The organism is Microbacterium sp. F51-2R (assembly GCF_052180235.1).
Lineage (GTDB): Bacteria > Actinomycetota > Actinomycetes > Actinomycetales > Microbacteriaceae > Microbacterium.
Genome location: NZ_CP197470.1, coordinates 3291136 through 3308449, shown reverse-complemented (window position 1 = coordinate 3308449; position 17314 = coordinate 3291136). Strand labels below are relative to the sequence as shown.

At 69.9% G+C, this 17314-nt stretch carries 15 protein-coding genes; 7 read left to right on the top strand and 8 right to left on the bottom strand.

The features are described from left to right. The first annotated feature begins 71 nt into the window (after positions 1-71). The 7 genes from ACSBPH_RS14475 to ACSBPH_RS14445 all read left to right on the top strand — a co-directional run bounded on the left by ACSBPH_RS14475 (position 72) and on the right by ACSBPH_RS14445 (position 7495). On the top strand, positions 72-512 hold the full coding sequence (locus ACSBPH_RS14475) for a PTS sugar transporter subunit IIA (RefSeq protein ID WP_442575015.1): 441 nt from the start codon (positions 72-74) through the stop codon (positions 510-512). After that, the gene (locus tag ACSBPH_RS14470; RefSeq protein ID WP_442575014.1) at positions 512-1663 is read left to right on the top strand and encodes a mannitol-1-phosphate 5-dehydrogenase; all 1152 of its coding nucleotides are present in this window, start codon (positions 512-514) and stop codon (positions 1661-1663) included. Before ACSBPH_RS14475 ends, ACSBPH_RS14470 begins: the two co-directional genes overlap by 1 nt. Positions 1664-1770: 107 nt before the next feature. After that, positions 1771-2565, top strand: coding sequence for an alpha/beta hydrolase (locus tag ACSBPH_RS14465; RefSeq protein ID WP_442575013.1), 795 nt, complete (start codon positions 1771-1773; stop codon positions 2563-2565). Between the two features lie 88 nt (positions 2566-2653). Next, a complete protein-coding gene (locus ACSBPH_RS14460; protein ID WP_442575012.1) occupies positions 2654-4072 on the top strand; it encodes a flavin-containing monooxygenase in 1419 nt (472 codons plus the stop codon). Beyond that, positions 4069-5043 carry a bile acid:sodium symporter family protein gene (locus ACSBPH_RS14455; protein WP_442575011.1) on the top strand — a complete coding sequence of 325 codons (975 nt, stop codon included), beginning with the start codon at positions 4069-4071 and terminating at the stop codon, positions 5041-5043. The genes ACSBPH_RS14460 and ACSBPH_RS14455 overlap by 4 nt, the downstream gene beginning before the upstream one ends. Further along, on the top strand, positions 5043-5999 hold the full coding sequence (locus ACSBPH_RS14450) for an SDR family oxidoreductase (RefSeq protein ID WP_442575010.1): 957 nt from the start codon (positions 5043-5045) through the stop codon (positions 5997-5999). Before ACSBPH_RS14455 ends, ACSBPH_RS14450 begins: the two co-directional genes overlap by 1 nt. Before the next feature lie 689 nt (positions 6000-6688). Continuing rightward, complete coding sequence (locus tag ACSBPH_RS14445; protein WP_442575009.1) at positions 6689-7495, top strand: DUF559 domain-containing protein; 807 nt, start codon at positions 6689-6691, stop codon at positions 7493-7495. A 224-nt stretch (positions 7496-7719) separates the two neighbouring features. On the opposite strand, the gene ACSBPH_RS14440 is transcribed toward ACSBPH_RS14445, so the two are convergent. The 8 genes from ACSBPH_RS14440 to ACSBPH_RS14405 all read right to left on the bottom strand — a co-directional run bounded on the left by ACSBPH_RS14440 (position 7720) and on the right by ACSBPH_RS14405 (position 17258). Further along, on the bottom strand, positions 7720-8835 hold the full coding sequence (locus ACSBPH_RS14440) for an adenosine deaminase (RefSeq protein ID WP_442575008.1): 1116 nt from the start codon (positions 8833-8835) through the stop codon (positions 7720-7722). 62 nt (positions 8836-8897) lie between these two features. Next, positions 8898-10220 (bottom strand): thymidine phosphorylase, encoded by a 1323-nt coding sequence (locus ACSBPH_RS14435; protein ID WP_442575007.1) that lies wholly within the window; start codon positions 10218-10220, stop codon positions 8898-8900. Continuing rightward, the gene (locus ACSBPH_RS14430) at positions 10220-10621 is read right to left on the bottom strand and encodes a cytidine deaminase (protein ID WP_442575006.1); all 402 of its coding nucleotides are present in this window, start codon (positions 10619-10621) and stop codon (positions 10220-10222) included. Before ACSBPH_RS14430 ends, ACSBPH_RS14435 begins: the two co-directional genes overlap by 1 nt. Positions 10622-10630: 9 nt before the next feature. Next, positions 10631-11893 (bottom strand): ABC transporter permease, encoded by a 1263-nt coding sequence (locus ACSBPH_RS14425; RefSeq protein WP_442577319.1) that lies wholly within the window; start codon positions 11891-11893, stop codon positions 10631-10633. A 29-nt stretch (positions 11894-11922) separates the two neighbouring features. After that, on the bottom strand, positions 11923-13221 hold the full coding sequence (locus ACSBPH_RS14420) for an ABC transporter permease (RefSeq protein ID WP_442575005.1): 1299 nt from the start codon (positions 13219-13221) through the stop codon (positions 11923-11925). Continuing rightward, positions 13218-14738: an ABC transporter ATP-binding protein gene (locus tag ACSBPH_RS14415; RefSeq protein WP_442575004.1), complete on the bottom strand. Its 1521-nt coding sequence runs from the start codon at positions 14736-14738 to the stop codon at positions 13218-13220. The genes ACSBPH_RS14420 and ACSBPH_RS14415 overlap by 4 nt, the downstream gene beginning before the upstream one ends. A 138-nt stretch (positions 14739-14876) precedes the next feature. Then, on the bottom strand, positions 14877-15980 hold the full coding sequence (locus ACSBPH_RS14410) for a BMP family lipoprotein (protein WP_442575003.1): 1104 nt from the start codon (positions 15978-15980) through the stop codon (positions 14877-14879). Between the two features lie 162 nt (positions 15981-16142). Next, positions 16143-17258, bottom strand: coding sequence for a mannose-1-phosphate guanylyltransferase (locus ACSBPH_RS14405; protein ID WP_442577318.1), 1116 nt, complete (start codon positions 17256-17258; stop codon positions 16143-16145). Positions 17259-17314: the final 56 nt, after the last annotated feature.

The following is a 17314-nucleotide window of genomic DNA, read 5'->3' as shown; positions in this document are numbered from 1 at the left end:
ACCGCTGGACAGACGTCGGCGGTCGATAGTGGACTTGGCAAGAGTCATCCGTTTCGAGAAAGGCGTGAACCATGGCACGTGACGTCCTCAGCATCGGCCAGGTGCGGATCCACTCCGCAGGAGCGTCCCGGGAGGACGCCATGAAGGAGGCCGCCGACATCCTCGAGGCGGCGGGCGCGGTCACCAGCGCCTACTTCGACGCGATGCAGCAGCGCGAGCAGACCGTCTCGACCTACATGGGCAACGAGCTCGCGATCCCCCACGGCACCAACGAGACGAAGAACACGATCCTCGCCTCCGGTCTGTCGGTGGTCCGCTACGACGGCGGCGTCGACTGGGGCGGCGAGCCCGTCACGTTCGTCATCGGCATCGCCGGCAAGGGCGACGAGCACCTCGAGATCCTGTCGCAGATCGCGATCCTCTTCTCCGATGAGGACGAGGTCGCGCGCCTGAAGACGCTGCAGACGCCCGAGGAGCTCTACACCGCCCTGTCTGCTGCGGTCAACGACTGATGAAGGCCGTCCACTTCGGCGCCGGGAACATCGGGCGCGGGTTCGTCGGGCTGCTCCTGCACGAGGGCGGCTACGAACTCGTGTTCTCGGATGTCGCGGCCCCCCTCGTCGACGCGATCAACGCGGTCGACGAGTACACGGTGCACGAGGTCGGCGAAGGGGGGCGCGACACCGTCGTGACCGGCTTCCGGGCGATCAACTCGGCGACACATCCCGACGAGGTGATCGAGGAGATCGCGAGCGCGAACGTCGTGACGACCGCCGTGGGCCCGACGATCCTCCGCTTCGTCGCGCCCCACATCCTCTCCGGGCTCGCCCTGCGTGACCCCTCGTCGCCGCCGCTGCAGGTCATGGCGTGCGAGAACGCCATCAACGCGACCGACCTCCTGCGCGACGAGATCCGCGCGCAGGCGGGTGACGCGTGGGAGGCGATCCAGGGCCGCGCGGTCTTCGCGAACACGGCCGTCGACCGCATCGTCCCGGCCCAGGCGCCCGGCGGAGGCGTCGACGTCACGGTCGAGCCCTTCTTCGAGTGGGCCATCGAGCGGCCGCCGTTCGGCGACGACCCGCCCACCATCCCCGGTGCACACTTCGTCGACGATCTCGCGCCGTACATCGAGCGCAAGCTCTTCACCGTCAACACCGGCCATGCCACGACGGCGTACTTCGGCGCCCAGGCGGGCGTCGAGACGATCGCGCAGGCCCTCGCCGACGGGGCGATCGAGGCCAAGGTCGCCGCGACCCTCGAAGAGACCTCTGCCCTCCTCGCCGCCAAGCACGGGCTCGATGAGAGCGACCTCGCCGAGTACCGCCGGACGATCCTCCGCCGCTTCCGAAACGACGCCCTGCCCGACACCGTCCTGCGGGTCGGGCGCCAGCCTCTGCGCAAGCTCTCGCGGCACGAGCGGTTCATCGGACCCGCCGCAGAGGCCGCCGAGCGCGGGCTGTCGACGACGGCCCTCATGGCCGCCGTCGGCGCGGCGCTCGGATTCGAAGACCCCGACGACGAGCAGTCGGTGCAGCTGCAGGCGCAGCTGCGGGAACAGGATGCCGCGGCCTTCACCGCCGCCGTCACGGGCCTCGAGCCCGAGCATCCGCTCTTCGCGAAGGTTGAGGAGGTCGTCGCGCAGCGGCAGGCCGAGCTCGGCTGAGAGCCGGGCCGCGGCGGGCTCCGGGCCTGTCCGGGCTCCGAGCCTGTCGCGGCCGGGCGGCTGCGGCGCCTGCTGCCGCGGTCAGCCGCCCCGGGTACGCTCGGGCTGTGACCGATGCAGCCGCCTCGCCCGCGCCGCCCGACGAACAGCCGCCCCGCCGCCGGCGACGAGGCCTCCGGATCCTCTGGTGGGTGCTCGGCAGCATCGGCGTCCTGATCCTCGCCGCGGTCGTCGGCATCGTCATCTGGAGCCAGGTCGGCGTCATGCAGGCCGAGCCGGGTCCGCTCGCCGCCGTCCGGGCCGATGACCGCATCGTCATCAGCGACGAGCCGGACGGCATCATCATGACCCCCGCCGACGAGCGGTCCCACGTCGGACTCGTCTTCATCCCCGGCGCCAAGGTCGACCCGTGGGCGTACGCCTCGAAGCTCTCGGGGCTCGTCGCCGACAAGAAGGTCACGGTCGTCATCACCAAGCCGTGGCTCAACCTCGCCTTCTTCGATCTGCGCCCGCTCGGCTCGTTCACGACCCTCGCCCCCACCGTGCGCGAGTGGATGGTGGGCGGCCATTCGCTCGGCGGCGTGCGCTCCTGCCAACTCGCGACGCAGGCCGAGGCGCTCGTCCTCTTCGGGTCGTACTGCGCGCAGGACCTCTCCGAGTGGCAGCAGCCGGTGCTCAGCATGTCCGGCAGCGAAGACGGCCTGTCGACGCCCCAGAAGATCGACGACGCGCGGCACCTCCTCCCCCGCGATGCCGAGATGGTCGAGATCCCCGGGGCAAGCCACTCGTCCTTCGGCGATTACGGCCTCCAGCCCGGCGACGGCACTCCGACGATCTCGGACGAGGAGATGACAGCCGAGATCACGCGGCTCGTCGGCCGCATCGCGAACTACCTCGGCTGAGGTCCTGTGGACGGGCCGGGGTCGCGATGCGACTCCGGTTAGCATCGTGAGGTCGCGCAGCGGACTGCGGCACAACGGAGTGTGGAGAATGCAGGAGCACCGATACGCCATCATCGGGGCGGGGCCCTCGGGCCTCGCCGCGGCGAGGGCGCTGCAGAAGGCGCAGATCGCCTTCGACGGGTACGAGGCATCCCGAGGCGTCGGCGGGCTGTGGGACATCGAGAACCCGCGCTCCACGATGTACGAGTCGGCGCACCTCATCTCGTCGCGCACGACGACGCAGTTCACCGAGTTCCCGATGGATGACGCGGCCGACTACCCGAGCCACCGCACGCTCATCCGCTACTTCCGCGACTACGCCGACCGCTTCGGCCTGACCGAGCGGTTCCACTTCGACACGAAGGTCACGCAGCTCGAGAGGACCGATGACGGCGGATGGATGCTGCACGCCGAACCGTCCGCGGGCGCCGGCGAGTCGGTCTCCCGACGATACGACGGGGTGATCCTCGCCAACGGCACACTCGCCGAGCCGAACATCCCGACCTTACCCGGCGAGTTCTCGGGCGAGCTCCTCCACACCAGCGCCTACAAGCGCGCGACGCAGCTCACCGGAAAGCGCGTGCTCATCATCGGGGCCGGGAATTCGGGATGCGACATCGCCGTCGATGCCGTCCACCACGCGGCATCCGTCGACATGAGCGTCCGCCGGGGCTACTACTTCGTGCCGCGTTACCTCTTCGGACGCCCGTCCGACACCCTCAATCAGGGCCGCCCGCTGCCGGCGCGCATCAAGCAGTTCGTCGACGCCAGAGTGCTCCGCGCCTTCACCGGAGACCCCGTGCGGTTCGGCTTCCCCCGGCCCGACTACCGGATCTACGAGTCGCACCCCATCGTCAACACGCTGATCCTCAACCACCTCGGTCAGGGCGACCTGCGCATCCGTCCCGACGTCGAGCGGTTCGACGGACCGACCGTGCACTTCCGCGACGGTTCCAGCGGTGAGTACGACACCGTACTCCTCGCCACCGGCTACACGCTCGACTACCCGTTCGTCGACCGCGCCGCCCTCAACTGGACGGGCTGGTCGCCTGAGCTCTACCTCAACATCTTCCCGCCGTCGTTCAACGGCCTCTACGTCATGGGGATGATCGAGGCATCCGGAATCGGCTGGCAAGGACGCTACGAGCAGGCCGAGCTCATCGCGGAGTACCTCTCGGCGCTCGAGCGCGATCCCGGCAGGGCGGCCGCGTTCCGTGACGAGGCGTCGACGCGGCCGTGGCCCGACCTGACGGGCGGCTACCGGTACCTGGGCCTGGAACGCATGTCGTACTACGTCAACAAGGACGCCTATCGGCGCGCCGTGCGCGCGGCCGTCGCGACGCTGCGCGGGGAGCGGGATGCCGACGGCCGGCGACCGACGCGGGGCGGTCGCGGGACGGCGCGTGGAGCGGGTCGCGGGCGTCGAGGGGCGCGGCGGCACGACGTCGCCGAGGCGGCGTCGGCATGAACATCGACGACGTCGTCCTCAACTTCAATCCCGCGACGCTGGTGCTCCTGAACGTCGTGCTGGCGCTGATCATGTTCGGCATCGCCCTCGACACCTCGCCGCAGGATTTCAAGGTCGTCGCGCGCAAGCCGAAGCCCTTCGTCATCGCGATCCTCGCGCAGCTCGTCGTGCTGCCCGCCGTGACGTTCTGCCTGACGCTCGTCCTGCCGGTCACACCGTCGATGGCGCTCGGCATGATCCTCGTGGCCTGCTGCCCGCCCGGCAACATCTCGCAGGTGCTCACCCACCGATCGGGCGGCAACGTCGCGCTGTCGGTCTCGATGACCGCCGTGTCGAACCTGATCTACATCTTCGTCCTGCCGCTCAGCGTCGCGTTCTGGGGGTCGCTTCACCCGACGGCGCGCGACCTGCTCGAGACGGTGCAGCTGAACCCCTGGCAGATGCTCGTCGACGTCTTCCTCATCATCGGGGTCCCGTTCCTGCTCGGCCTCGGCATCCGTGCCCGCTTCCCGTCCTTCGCCGCGCGCGTGCAGCCGTTCGTGAAGTGGTTCTCGCTGCTGGCGCTGCTCGGATTCATCGTCGCCGCCCTCGCCGGCAACTGGTCGTACTTCGTGGCCTTCCTCGGTGTGATCCTCGTCGTCGTCGCGATCCATGACGCCGTGGCCCTCGCCATCGGCTACTCGACAGCGGTGGTCGGCGGCCTGGGCTCCCCCGAGCGCAAGGCGATGACGTTCGAGGTCGGCATCCGCAACGCCGGCCTCGGCCTCGGGCTCGTCTTCGCGTTCTTCGGAGGACTCGGCGGCATGGCGATCGTCGCGGGGTGGTGGGGCATCTGGGACATCATCGCGGGCCTGGCCGTCGCCGCACTCTGGGCCCGCCACACACGCCGCCGCACGGGCTCGCCCAAGGGCGACGCATCGCGGCACGCGCCCTCGGGTGCCGCCCCGGACGCGTCAGCCGAGGCGGTGTGATGGGCGCCAGGGTCCTCGTGACGGGCGGGGCCGGATTCCTCGGCACCCACGTGGCCGCGGCCCTCGCGGCACACCCCGGCGTCGACAAGGTCGTCGCCGGCGACGTGCGGCGGCCGGGGCATCCGCTCGAGGGCGTGACCTATGACGAGTGCGACGTGACTCTTCCCGGGAGCCTCCCGCACCTGCTCGATCGGCACGAGATCGATGTCGTCGTGCACCTCGCCGCGATCGTGAACCCGGGCCGAGACCACGACCTCGAGTACCGCGTCGACGTCGACGGGTCGCGGAACGTGCTCGAGGCCTGCGTCGGGGCGGGCGTGCGGCGGATCGTCGTCTCGTCGTCGGGGGCGGCCTACGGCTACCACGCCGACAATCCGGAATGGCTGCGTGAGAGCGACCCCGTGCGCGGCAACGACGAGTTCCCGTACGCGAAGCACAAGCGCCTCGTCGAGCAGCTCCTCGCCGGGTATCGCCTCTCGCACCCCGAGCTCGAGCAGGTCGTGTTCCGCATCGGGACGATCCTCGGGCCCACCGTCCGCAACCAGATCACGGCGCTGTGGGACGGCCGGCGCATCCTCGCCATCCGAGGGTCGGAGTCGCCCTTCGTCTTCATCTGGGTCGACGACGTCGCCGCCGCGATGGCCCGTGCGGCGACCGACGGCCCGCCCGGCGTCTACAACGTCGCCGGCGACGGCCGCCTGACGATCCACGACCTGGCGCGGCGGCTGGGGAAGCCGCTTCTCACCGTGCCCGCCGGCGTCCTCGCCGCCGGGCTCCGGGTCGGACGCCTGCTGCGCCTCACGGTGCACGGCCCCGAGCAGGTCGGGTTCCTCCGGTATCGCCCCGTGCTCGCCAACGATGCCCTCAAGAGCGAGTTCGGCTTCACGCCGTCCAAGACCAGCGCCGAGGCGTTCGAGGCCTACCTCGCGTCCCATCCCGGCGTCGCCTGGCGCTGACCCGCGTTCCCGCCCTTCCCTCGTCCCCGGCCTTCCCTCGTCCCCGGCCTTCCCCCGGCGGCCGTCCACGACTCCGGGTGCATCCTCCTTCCTCCCGGCCGGCGGCGCTCCCCGTTCACAACTCCGGAGAAATCGCACGCCCCGGCCCCTCCAGGCCGATTTCCCCCCATCACCCCGCAAAATCTCCGGAGTTGTGAACCACTCCACCCCGGCCCGAACCACCCCACCCCGAACCCGCACCACCCGGGCCCGAAGAAGCCGGACCGTCTCCTCTCTCCACCTCCCCGCCCGCCTACTTTCGGCCGCGGCCACGCCTAACCGCCCACCGGGCGTTCACAACTCCGGAGAAATCGCGCGCCACGGCCCCTCCAGGCCGATTTCCGCCCATCACCCCGCAAAACTCCGGAATTGCGAACCACCCCGAACCGCCCGGGCCCGCTCCCCCTGGTCTCGACGTCGTCGGACCGTCTCCTCCCCAACCGCCACCGGAGCCCACCTGGTCCACCGACCGAGCCAACCACCGGGAGCCCGCCGTGCGGGCAGACCATCCTCGGGAGGTGCGCCGACCTCCCGTTCCTCCGTTTCGCCTCCCTCCGGAGGTTCCTCGGGCTCTGCTCAGCCGGCAGTCGCTGATCGACTCCGGCCTCTCTGCGCGTGAGATCACTGCCGCGGTCCGAGAGGGCCGACTGGTGAGGCCGCGCCGCGGCCGATATCTCTGGACGCACACCCACGATTCGGTCAAGCTCGCGGTCGGCGAAGGCGGCCGGCTGGACTGCGTCTCCCTGCTGGCCCTTCTCGGGGTCTTCGTGCAGGGCAGCCATGCGCCGCACGTGCAGGTCCACCCGCACTCGACGCGGCTCCCGCCGACGGCCGTCGGAACGGTCCGGCACTGGCGGACCTCCCACGCGGCGGATGACGCCGTGATCACTCCCGTCGTCGAGGCGCTCGTCCAGGCGGTGCGGTGCCAGACCCCACGAGCGGCGATCGCCACACTCGACAGCGCGTGGCACCTGCGACTAGTCGACGAGGCCGGGATCGCGGCGATCTTCGCGGCTCTCCCCCGGCGGTACCGACGGCTACGCGGGCTCCTCGACCGGCGTGCCGAGTCCGGGACCGAGACGCTCGTCCGGCTCATGCTCCGCGCGCTCGGAGCGCGGCCTGAGCTTCAGGTGAAGATCACCGGGGTGGGGTTCGTCGATCTGCTCGTGGACGGGTGGCTCATCGTCGAGTGCGACAGCGAAGCGCATCACGCCGACTGGAAGCAGATCAAGGCGGACCGGCGCCGCGACGCCGCCGCGGCAGCACAGGGCTACATGACGCTGCGGCTGCTCGCCGAGGACATCCTGTACCGCCCGGACTGGGTGCTCGGCGTGCTGCGGAACACGTTGACCCACGGTTCTCCGGCCGCTCGCGTTCAAAACTCCGGAAGAACCGCGCCGACGGCAGCCGAGAAGCGCCTTCCACGCCGCCCACCTACCGAATCTCCGGAGTTGTGAACACCGACCCGACGAAACGGCCGACCCACGAGACACCGAAGCCGCGTGAACACCGACCCGACGAAACGGCCGGCCCACAAGACACCGAAGCCGCGTGAACACCGACCCGACGAAACGGCCGACCCACAAGACGCCGTAGCCGCGCGAACGCCGACCCGACGCGAAACCCCCCCGCCCGCAGCCGAACCCGTCGCAGCTCCGACCCGCCGAACAGGGCGGGCGGGTCAGACGTCGAAGCCGTCGGTGATGATCTCGATCAGCTCCTCGCGCTCCTCGAGCGGGAGGAACGAGCCGGCGGCGGCGTTGACCTGGAAGGTCTCGAGGTCGTCGAGGTCGTAGTCGAACGTCTCGGCGAGGAGCGCGAGCTCCCGCGTGAGCGACGTGCGGCTCATGGTGCGGTTGTCGACGTTGACCGTGACGGCGAAGCCGAGCTGGTAGAGCAGATCGAAGGGGTGGTCCTCCATCGTCGTGCCCCAGCGCTCGATCGCGCCCGTCTGCAGGTTCGACGACGGCGACAGCTCGAGCGAGATCTCGCGGTCGCGCACCCAGCGCGCGAGGTCGCCGAACGTCACGAGCACCTCTTCGCCCGCGCGCGAGACGACCTCGAGGTCCTCCGCGATGCGCACGCCGTGTCCGAGACGCAGGGCGCGCCCGTCGAGCAGCGCCGAACGGATCGAGTCGAGACCCGCCGCCTCGCCCGCGTGCACCGTGACGGGGAAGAACTCCGCGGCGAGGTAGTCGAACGCGGCCCGGTGGTTCGACGGCGGAAAGCCGTCCTCCGGCCCGGCGATGTCGAAGCCGACCGCGCCGCGGCCACGGAAGTCGACGGCCAGCCGCGCGATCTCGAGCGACCGGTCGGTGTGCCGCATCGCGGTGATGAGCTGTCCGACACGGATGTCGCGTCCCTCGCGGTCCGCGGCATCCTCCCCCTCCTCGATGCCCTTCTGAACCGCCTCGACGACCTCCTCGAGCGACAGCCCGCCCTGCAGGTGCTGCTCGGGCGCCCAGCGCACCTCGCCGTACACGACGCCGTCGGCGGCGAGGTCCTCGACGAACTCGCGCGCGACACGGCGCAGGCCGTCGGCGGTCTGCATGACCGCGATCGTCAGGTCGAAGGTCTTCAGGTACTCCACGAGCGACCCCGAATCGCACTTCTGCGCGAACCACTCGGCCAGATCGTCCGCATCGGTCGAGGGCACGTCGACACCCGCCGCGTCGGCGAGCTCGATGATCGTGGCGGGCCGCACACCGCCGTCGAGGTGGTCGTGCAGCGAGACCTTGGGGAGGCTTCGGATCGAGACGCCCTGAAGGACGGCGTCGCCGTGCTGGTCGATGGGCATGAGATGCTCCTCGTCGGTCTTTCGTGGGGGGGATGGATGCCGCGCCTCGGCGCGACAGGGAGTCAGGCCGTGATGCGCTCGAGGACGAGAGGCGTCGAGGCCGGCGCGTCCGCGCCGATCTCCCACGCTCCCTCGACCGCCGCCAGGGCTCGATCGAACCGGGTGGCATCCTGTCCGAGCAGGGTGAACAGCGGCTGACCGGCCGTGATCCGATCTCCCGGCTTCGCGTGGAGGTCGATGCCGGCGGCGTGGAGGACGGGGTCTTCCGCCCGAGCGCGGCCGGCACCCAGCCGCCACGCGGCGATGCCGAACGGGAGCGCCTCGAGCCGGGTGAGGTAGCCGTCGGCGTCCGCCGTGACGGTGTGGGTCTCGGCGGGTGCGGGGAGCGAGGCATCCGGATCCCCGTCCTGCGCGCGGATCATGGCGCGCCACACGTCCATCGCGCGGCCGTCGCGGAGCGCCGCCTCGACATCCGCGTCGGGCTGACCGGCCAGGGCGAGCATCTCGCGCGCGAGCGCGAGAGTCAGCTCCACCACGTCTGCCGGGCCTCCGCCGGCGAGCACCTCGACCGACTCGCGCACCTCGTTGGCGTTGCCGATCGCCAGGCCCAAGGGGGTGTTCATGTCGGTGAGGAGCGCCGTCGTCGAGACACCCGAGTCGGTGCCGAGCGCGACCATCGTGCGAGCCAGCTCGCGCGCCCTGTCGACGTCGCGCATGAAGGCGCCCGAGCCGAACTTGACGTCGAGGACGAGCGACTGGGTGCCCTCGGCGATCTTCTTGGACATGATGCTCGACGCGATGAGCGGGATCGCCTCGACCGTGCCGGTGACGTCGCGGAGGGCATACAGCTTCTTGTCGGCCGGGGCGAGGCCCGACCCCGCGGCGCAGATGACGGCGCCGACGTCCCGCAGCTGCGCGACGAGCTCGTCGTTGGTGAGCGCCGCGCGCCAGCCGGGGATCGACTCGAGCTTGTCGAGGGTGCCGCCCGTGTGACCGAGCCCGCGCCCGGAGAGCTGCGGCACGGCCACCCCGAACGCCGCGACGAGCGGCGCGAGGGGCAGCGTGATCTTGTCGCCCACGCCCCCGGTCGAGTGCTTGTCGACGGTCGGCTTGCCCAGGCCCGCGAAGCTCATGCGCTCCCCCGACGCGATCATGGCGTCGGTCATGACGCGGATCTCGTCGCGCTGCATGCCGTTGAGGAGCACCGCCATCGCGAAGGCCGACATCTGCGCGTCCATGACGTACCCGCGTGTGTAGGCGTCGATCATCCAGCGGAGCGCGTCCTCGGGGACGGCTCCCCCGTCGCGCTTGGTGCGGATGACGTCGACGGCGTCGAACGCTTCGACTCGCGGGCGCTCGCTCGGCGCAGCTTCCTCGTCGACCATCAGCGCGCCGCCTCTTCGAGGTCACGCGGCCCGAAGGCATCCGGCAGCACCTCGTCGATGGTCCGGATGCCCGACACGGTCTCGAGCAGCATGCCGGGGAGGGCGTGTTCGTACAGCAGCTGGCGGCAGCGGCCGCACGGCATGATCGTCTCGCCGTCGTTGTTGACGCACACGAACGCGACGAGCTGTCCGCCGCCCGACATGTGCAGCTCCGAGACGAGCCCGCACTCGGCGCACAGCGTCACGCCGTAGGACGCGTTCTCGACGTTGCAGCCCTGCACGATGCGCCCGTCCGACACGAGCGCCGCGGCGCCCACGCGGTAGCGGGAGTACGGCGCGTACGCACGCTGCATCGCCTCGGCCGCGGCTGCCCGAAGCTCGTCCCAGTCGATGTCGGTCACGAGATCAGATCACCCCTTGATATACGGTTTGCCGTCGGCCGCGGGAGCGCGGGACTTTCCGACGACGCCGGCCACCACGAAGATCGTGACCAGGTACGGAAGCATCAGCATGAACTCGCTCGGCACCGGCGATCCGATGACGCTCAGCGTGTTCTGCAGGTTCGAGGCGAAGCCGAACAGCAGCGCCGCGAGGGTCGCCTTGATCGGATCCCACTGGCCGAAGATGACCGCCGCGAGAGCGATGAAGCCCGCGCCCGCCGTCATGTCCTTGTTGAAGGCGATGCCATTCCCGATCGTGAAGACGGTGCCGCCGAGGCCCACGATCGCGCCGGCGAGGAGCACATTCCAGAAGCGCGTGGCGTTGACCTTGATGCCCACGGTGTCGGCGGCCTGCGGGTGCTCGCCGACGGCGCGCAGGCGCAGACCCCAGCGCGTGTGGAACATCCCGATGTACACCACCGCGACAGCGACGTACATGATGTAGACGATGATCGTCTGCCGGAAGAAGAGCGGCCCGATGACGGGGATCTCGCTCAGCAGCGGGATCGGGATGCGGTCGAACCGCACGGGGGTGTTCAGGAGCGGCGCGTTGGGCTGGAGCACCTGCGAGAACAGGAATCCGGTGAGGCCCAGGACGAGCACGTTGAGCACGACACCGACGATCACCTGATCGACGAGGTACTTGATCGCGAATGCGGCGAGCACCGCGGCGACCAGCACGCCCGCCACCATCGCGGCCAGCAGGCCGAGGAACGGCTGCTTCGTTATCGACGAGATGACCGCGGCCGTGAAGGCGCCCGCGAGCAGCTGACCCTCGATCGCGATGTTGACGACACCGGCCCGCTCGCCGATGACACCGCCCAGCGCGCCGTAGATGAGCGGCACCGCGAGCGCGAGGGAGCCGGCGAGGAGTCCCGGCACGGGGATCGTCGCGCCGGAGGCGGCCCACGTGAGGAAGCCGACCACGAAGATCACGATGTAGGCGATCACGACCCACAGAGGCGACCGGCCGCCCGCGCGCACGAAGTACGCCGAGGCGCCCGCGAGAAGCGCGAGCAGGACGAAGCAGATCCACACCGTGGGCCCCACCGGGAGCTCGAGGTCGGGGAGCTGGATGAGGTCGGCCTGGGTCGACAGGCGGAACGTGGTGGTGCCGCTGCGCGGCGCGAGGAGCATGAGCAGCCCGTACAGCACCGTGAAGATGCCGAGGGCGATCGGCGCCTTCCAGCTGCGCAGAACGGTCTTCTCCACCGTGATGGGCGTCTCGGGCATCAGGCCGGCCGTGCCGACGTGCGGCGCGCTCACTTGGCGACCTCCTGGGGCTCGGCATCCTGGGCGACCTCGGCCTTGAGCGCCTTCTTGCGCGCCTTCTCGGCGCGCCGGCGATCGCGCTCGGGCGACGGCAGGAAGAAGATCGTGCGCACGAGCGGCGGCGCCGCGATGAACAGGACGATCAGCGACTGCACGACCGTCACGATCTCGATCGGGATCTGCTGGCCGGCCTGCATCGCGAATCCGCCCGCCTTGAAGGCGCCGAAGAGGATGCCGGCCGCGAAGGTGCCCCACGGCGTCGAGCGGCCGAGGAGGGCCACCGTGATCGCGTCGAACCCGATGCCGGCGTCGATCCCCGCGGTGAACCCCGTCGTGATCGTGCCGAGCACCTGGTTGACGCCCGCGAGACCCACGAGCGCGCCCGAGATGAGCATGCCGTAGACGTACATGTTCTTGACGTCGATACCGGCGACCCGTGCCGCGTTGGGGTTCTCCCCGACGGCGCGGAACTGGAAGCCGAGGCTCGACTTGGTGAGGATCCACCACACCAGCACCGTCGCGCCGATGACGAGGATGAAGCCGAAGTGCAGGTTGTACTGCGGCCCGAGCAGGTCGAAGAAGACCGCCGTCTCCTTCATCGCGGGCGTCTTCGGGTTGCTCGACCCCGGTGCCTGCAGCAGGCCCGGGGTGCGCAGCATCCACGAGATGAGGTAGAACGCGACGTAGTTGAGCATGATCGTCACGATCACCTCGTGCGCACCGGTCCGCGCCTTGAGGAGGCCCGCGATGCCGGCCCACAGCGCTCCCGCGATGAGGCCCGCGAGAAGGGCGACGATCATGTGGATGCCCCAGGGCAGGTCGAGCCCGAAGGCCACCCACCCGGCTGCGGCCGAGGCCATCAGCATCTGTCCGCGGCCACCGATGTTGAACATCCCGATGCGGAACGCGAGGGCGACGCCGAGACCGGCCGCGATGAGCGGCGTCGCGAAGGTCAGGGTCTCGGTGAGGGGACGGATGGCGCGCGCGAACGTCGGCGCGCCGAAGTTGTAGATCGAGCCCTGGAAGAGCGCGACATAGGCCCCCGAGACCGCCTGCCAGATGGCGACGAGCGTGTCGCCGGGGCGGGCGAAGAAGTAACCGGATGCCGCTTGCACGTCCTCGTCGGTCGCGGCGATCATGATGCCGCCGACGATGAGGGCGAGGACCACCGCGAGCACGGAGATGATGGCGTTGCCCTGCGTGATGCGCAGGAACGTCTCGTGCCACTTGGACGGGGGCGGGGTCTCCTGGAGACCGGATGCCGGTGCCGGCGCTGTCGAGGTGCTCACGCTGCGGCCCCTTCCGACTCGGGCGTGACGCCGGCCATCATGAGCCCGAGGACGTCGCGAGGAGTGTTGCCCGGGACGATCCCGATGATCCGGCCGCGGTACATCACCATGATGCGATCGGCGAGCGCCGTGACCTCGTCGAGCTCGGTCGAGACCACGACGACCGGGATCCCGGCATCCCGTGTCTCGACGATGCGTTTGTGGATGAACTCGATCGATCCGACGTCGACGCCGCGCGTCGGCTGGGCCGCGACGAGGAGCGACAAATCGCGGCTGAGCTCGCGCGCGAGGACGACCTTCTGCTGATTGCCACCGGAGAGCGAGCCCACGGGAGCATCGATGCCCGGCGCGCGGACGTCGAACTCCGTGAACTTCTCCTTCGCGAACGCCTCGAGCGTGCGCTTCTGGAGGTTGCCGGCCCGGACGAAGGGCGGCCCGTCGGAGCGGTCCAGCATGAGGTTCTCGGCGATCGTGAAGGCGCTGACGAGGCCGTCCTCGTTGCGGTCCTCCGGCACGAAGCCGACGCCCTCGCCGAGGATGTGCCGCACGCTCTTGCCGACGAGCTCCTCGCCGTTGAGCCTGATCGACCCGCGCACCTGCGGCTGGAGGCCGACGAGCGCCTCGGTGAGCTCGGTCTGGCCGTTGCCCTGGACGCCCGCGACGGCGAGCACCTCGCCGGCGCGCACCTCGAAGCTCACGTCGTTCACGACGATCTGACCGAAGGCGTCGATGACGCGCAGGCCCTCGACCACGAGAGCGGGGTCCCCGAGCTTCGGAGCGTCCTTGTGCACCGTCAGCTCGACCGCGCGCCCCACCATCATCGAGGCGAGCTCGGCGTTGGACGCCGTGGGAAGCGCCTCGCCCACGACCTTGCCGAGCCGGATGACGGTGATGCGGTCGGCGACTTCGCGCACCTCGCGCAGCTTGTGCGTGATGAAGACGATGGATGCCCCGGACTCCTTGAGCTGGCGCATGATGCCCATGAGCTCGTCGGTCTCCTGCGGCGTGAGCACGGCCGTCGGCTCGTCGAAGACGAGCACCTTCGCGTCGCGCGAGAGCGCCTTGATGATCTCGACGCGCTGCTGCACCCCGACCGGGAGGTCTTCCACGACGGCGTCGGGGTCGACATCGAAGCCGAACCGCGCTGAGATCTCGCGCACGCGCTCGCGCGCCGACTCGAGGTCGAGCAGACCCCCGGCCCGCGTCGACTCGTGGCCGAGCATGACGTTCTCGGCGACGGTGAAGACGGGGATGAGCATGAAGTGCTGGTGCACCATTCCGATGCCGGCGCGCATCGCGTCGCCGGGGCCCCGGAAGTTCTGGACGCGGTCGTCGAGGAGGATGACGCCTTCGTCAGCCTGGTACAACCCGTAGAGCACGTTCATGAGCGTGGACTTGCCTGCGCCGTTCTCGCCGAGGAGGCTGTGGATCTCCCCCGGCTGGACCACGAGGTCGATGTGGTCGTTCGCGACGAGGCTGCCGAATCGCTTGGTGATTCCGCGGAGCTCGAGCTTCATGGTGCCGATCCTAGTGAGCGGGATGCGTGGGACGTGAGTGTCTGCGCGGCGCACGCCGCGCAGACGGGGCTCCGCGGGCGGCCCTCGGAGACGACTGTGGGGAGGCCGGCATGCCGGCCTCCCCACAGGGAGAGTGGATCAGCCCGCGAGGTACGAGTTGACCTTGATCGAGCCGTCGATGATGCCGGCCTTGATCGTGTCGAGCTCCTTCTGCAGGTCGGGCGAGACCTTGCTCTCGAAGTCGTGGAACGGGGCCAGGCCCACGCCCTCGTTCTTGAGCGTGCCGACGAACGGCGTCGCGTCGAACTCGCCCTTGCCCGCGGCCATGACGGCGTCCTCGACACCCACGTCGATCAGCTTGCGGATCGAGGTGAGCAGGAGGTCGGCGACGCTGGGGTCGGTCTCGAACACGTCGGCGTCGACGCCGAGCATCGCGATCTCACGGCCGGACGAGCGGATGACCGAGGCCGCGCTCTGGTAGATCGGGCCGCCGACGGGAAGGAGCACGTCCACGCCCTGGTCGACGATGCCCTGGGCCGCGTTGATCGCGTCCTGGTTCGCCTCGAACCCACCGGTGAAGACGCCGTCCTTACCGTCCCAGCCGATGACCTCGACGCTGTCGCCCTTCTCCTTGTTCCAGTACTCGACGCCCTGCTTGAAGCCGTCCATGAAGATCGAGACGGTCGGGAAGTTCATGCCGCCGAAGGTGCCGACCTTCTTGGCCTTCGAGTACGACGCCGCCGCGTAGCCGCCCAGGAACGCCGCCTGCGCGGTGTCGAAGACGATGGGCTTGATGTTCGGGGCATCCGTCTTGCCGTCGAAGTCGGTGTCGACGACGTCGTCGATCGAGACGAACTCGATGTCGGGGTTCGCCTTCGCCGCCTCCGAAGCCGCCGAAGCGAGCGCGAAGCCGACCGTGATGATCATGGTGCAGTTCTGGTCGACGAGGCTCGTGATGTTCGGCGCGTAGTCCGACTCGGAGCTCGACTCGACGGAGATGGGCTCGACGCCCAGCTCCTTGGCCGCCTTCTGGAGGCCCTCGTAGCCGAGCTGGTTGAAGGACTTGTCGTCGAAGCCGCCCGCGTCGGAGACCATGCAGGGCTTGAAGCCGTCGACGGCTCCGCCACTGGCCTCACCGGTCGACTGCGACTCCTCGGGTGCGGACGCGCAGCCAGCGAGGGCGACGAAGAGGCTCACGGCGACCAGGCCGCCGAGCACTCGCTTTCGGGTAGAAGTGGTCAACTCTGCCTCCACGGAAGAAGACCCGCGGACCTCGCGGGTGCATCATGAAGTTACCCAGTGTGACGGCGCGCTTGCATGCTCACAGCGCGTGTGCGGGCGAATGGTTACAAAGACGCAACACGCCCGGAACCGGATGTCGCGCTCCCCGCGACTCCGGTTCACTCAGAGCACGTCGCCGCGGCCGTTCAGCTTGAGCGCGTCGACCACGCCCTTGACCCGCTGCGCGTGCTCGCTCGTGGTGACCAGGAGCGCGTCGGGGGTGTCGACCACGACGATGTCGCGCACGCCGATGAGGCTGATGACGCGGCCCGTCTGGCTCACCACGATGCCGCTCGCGGCGTCGGAGAGCACGCGCGCGTTCTCGCCGAGGATCGCGAGGTCGTTCTTGCGGCCGTGGGAGTTGAGCTTGGCGAGGCTCGCGAAGTCTCCGACGTCGTCCCAGTCGAAGTGACCCGGGATGACGGCGAGCCGGCCGCGCGCGGCGGCGGGCTCGGCGACGGAGTAGTCGATGGCGATCTTCTTGAGGGTCGGCCAGACCCGGTCGACGACGGGACCGCGCGCCTCGCGGTCGTCCCACGCCTCGGCGAGGTCCATGAGACCCGCGTACAGCTGCGGCTCGTTCTCGGCGATCTCGCCGAGGAGCACGTCGGCACGCGCGATGAACATGCCCGCGTTCCAGAGGTACGAGCGGTCGGCGAAGTACTCCTTGGCCGTCTCGAGGTCGGGCTTCTCGACGAAGGTCTCGACGAGGGCGGCCTCGGGCGCGCCGTCGATGACCAGCCCCGTCCCCTTCTTGATGTAGCCGAAGCCGACGGAGGGCTCGGAGGGCTGGATGCCGATCGTGCAGATGTATCCCTCGCGGGCCGCCGCGACGGCCTGGCGCACGGCCCACTCGAACAGGTGCGGCACGCGGATCACGTGGTCGGCGGCGAACGAGCCGATGATGACGTCGGGCTCGCGGCGGGAGAGGATCGCGGCGGCCAGGCCGATCGCGGCCGAGGAGTCCCGCGGCTCCGACTCGAGGAAGACGTTCTTGTCGGGGACGCCCGGAAGCTCCCGCTCGACGGCGGCCCGGTGGGCACGGCCGGTCACGACCGCGATGCGGTCGGGACCGGCGAGCGGCTCGAGGCGATCCCACGTGTCGCGCAGCAGCGTCTGGCCCGACCCGGTGAGGTCGTGCAGGAACTTCGGCGCGTCGGCGCGCGACAGCGGCCAGAGCCTGCTCCCGATGCCTCCGGCGGGGATGACGGCGTAGAAGTCCTCGATGGGCTCGACCATGCGGTCAAGGCTACCGAGGCGCGTTGCGCAGGGATGACGGGGAGTTGTCGGCGACA

Excerpts from the sequence above, each read along its gene's own strand:
- ACSBPH_RS14475 (WP_442575015.1), top strand. The coding sequence starts at position 72 with ATGGCACGTGACGTCCTCAGCATCGGCCAGGTGCGGATCCACTCCGCA.
- ACSBPH_RS14470 (WP_442575014.1), top strand. The coding sequence starts at position 512 with ATGAAGGCCGTCCACTTCGGCGCCGGGAACATCGGGCGCGGGTTCGTC.
- ACSBPH_RS14460 (WP_442575012.1), top strand. The coding sequence starts at position 2,654 with ATGCAGGAGCACCGATACGCCATCATCGGGGCGGGGCCCTCGGGCCTC.
- ACSBPH_RS14455 (WP_442575011.1), top strand. The coding sequence starts at position 4,069 with ATGAACATCGACGACGTCGTCCTCAACTTCAATCCCGCGACGCTGGTG.
- ACSBPH_RS14450 (WP_442575010.1), top strand. The coding sequence starts at position 5,043 with ATGGGCGCCAGGGTCCTCGTGACGGGCGGGGCCGGATTCCTCGGCACC.
- ACSBPH_RS14440 (WP_442575008.1), bottom strand. The coding sequence starts at position 8,835 with ATGCCCATCGACCAGCACGGCGACGCCGTCCTTCAGGGCGTCTCGATC.
- ACSBPH_RS14435 (WP_442575007.1), bottom strand. The coding sequence starts at position 10,220 with ATGGTCGACGAGGAAGCTGCGCCGAGCGAGCGCCCGCGAGTCGAAGCG.
- ACSBPH_RS14425 (WP_442577319.1), bottom strand. The coding sequence starts at position 11,893 with ATGCCCGAGACGCCCATCACGGTGGAGAAGACCGTTCTGCGCAGCTGG.
- ACSBPH_RS14415 (WP_442575004.1), bottom strand. The coding sequence starts at position 14,738 with ATGAAGCTCGAGCTCCGCGGAATCACCAAGCGATTCGGCAGCCTCGTC.
- ACSBPH_RS14405 (WP_442577318.1), bottom strand. The coding sequence starts at position 17,258 with ATGGTCGAGCCCATCGAGGACTTCTACGCCGTCATCCCCGCCGGAGGC.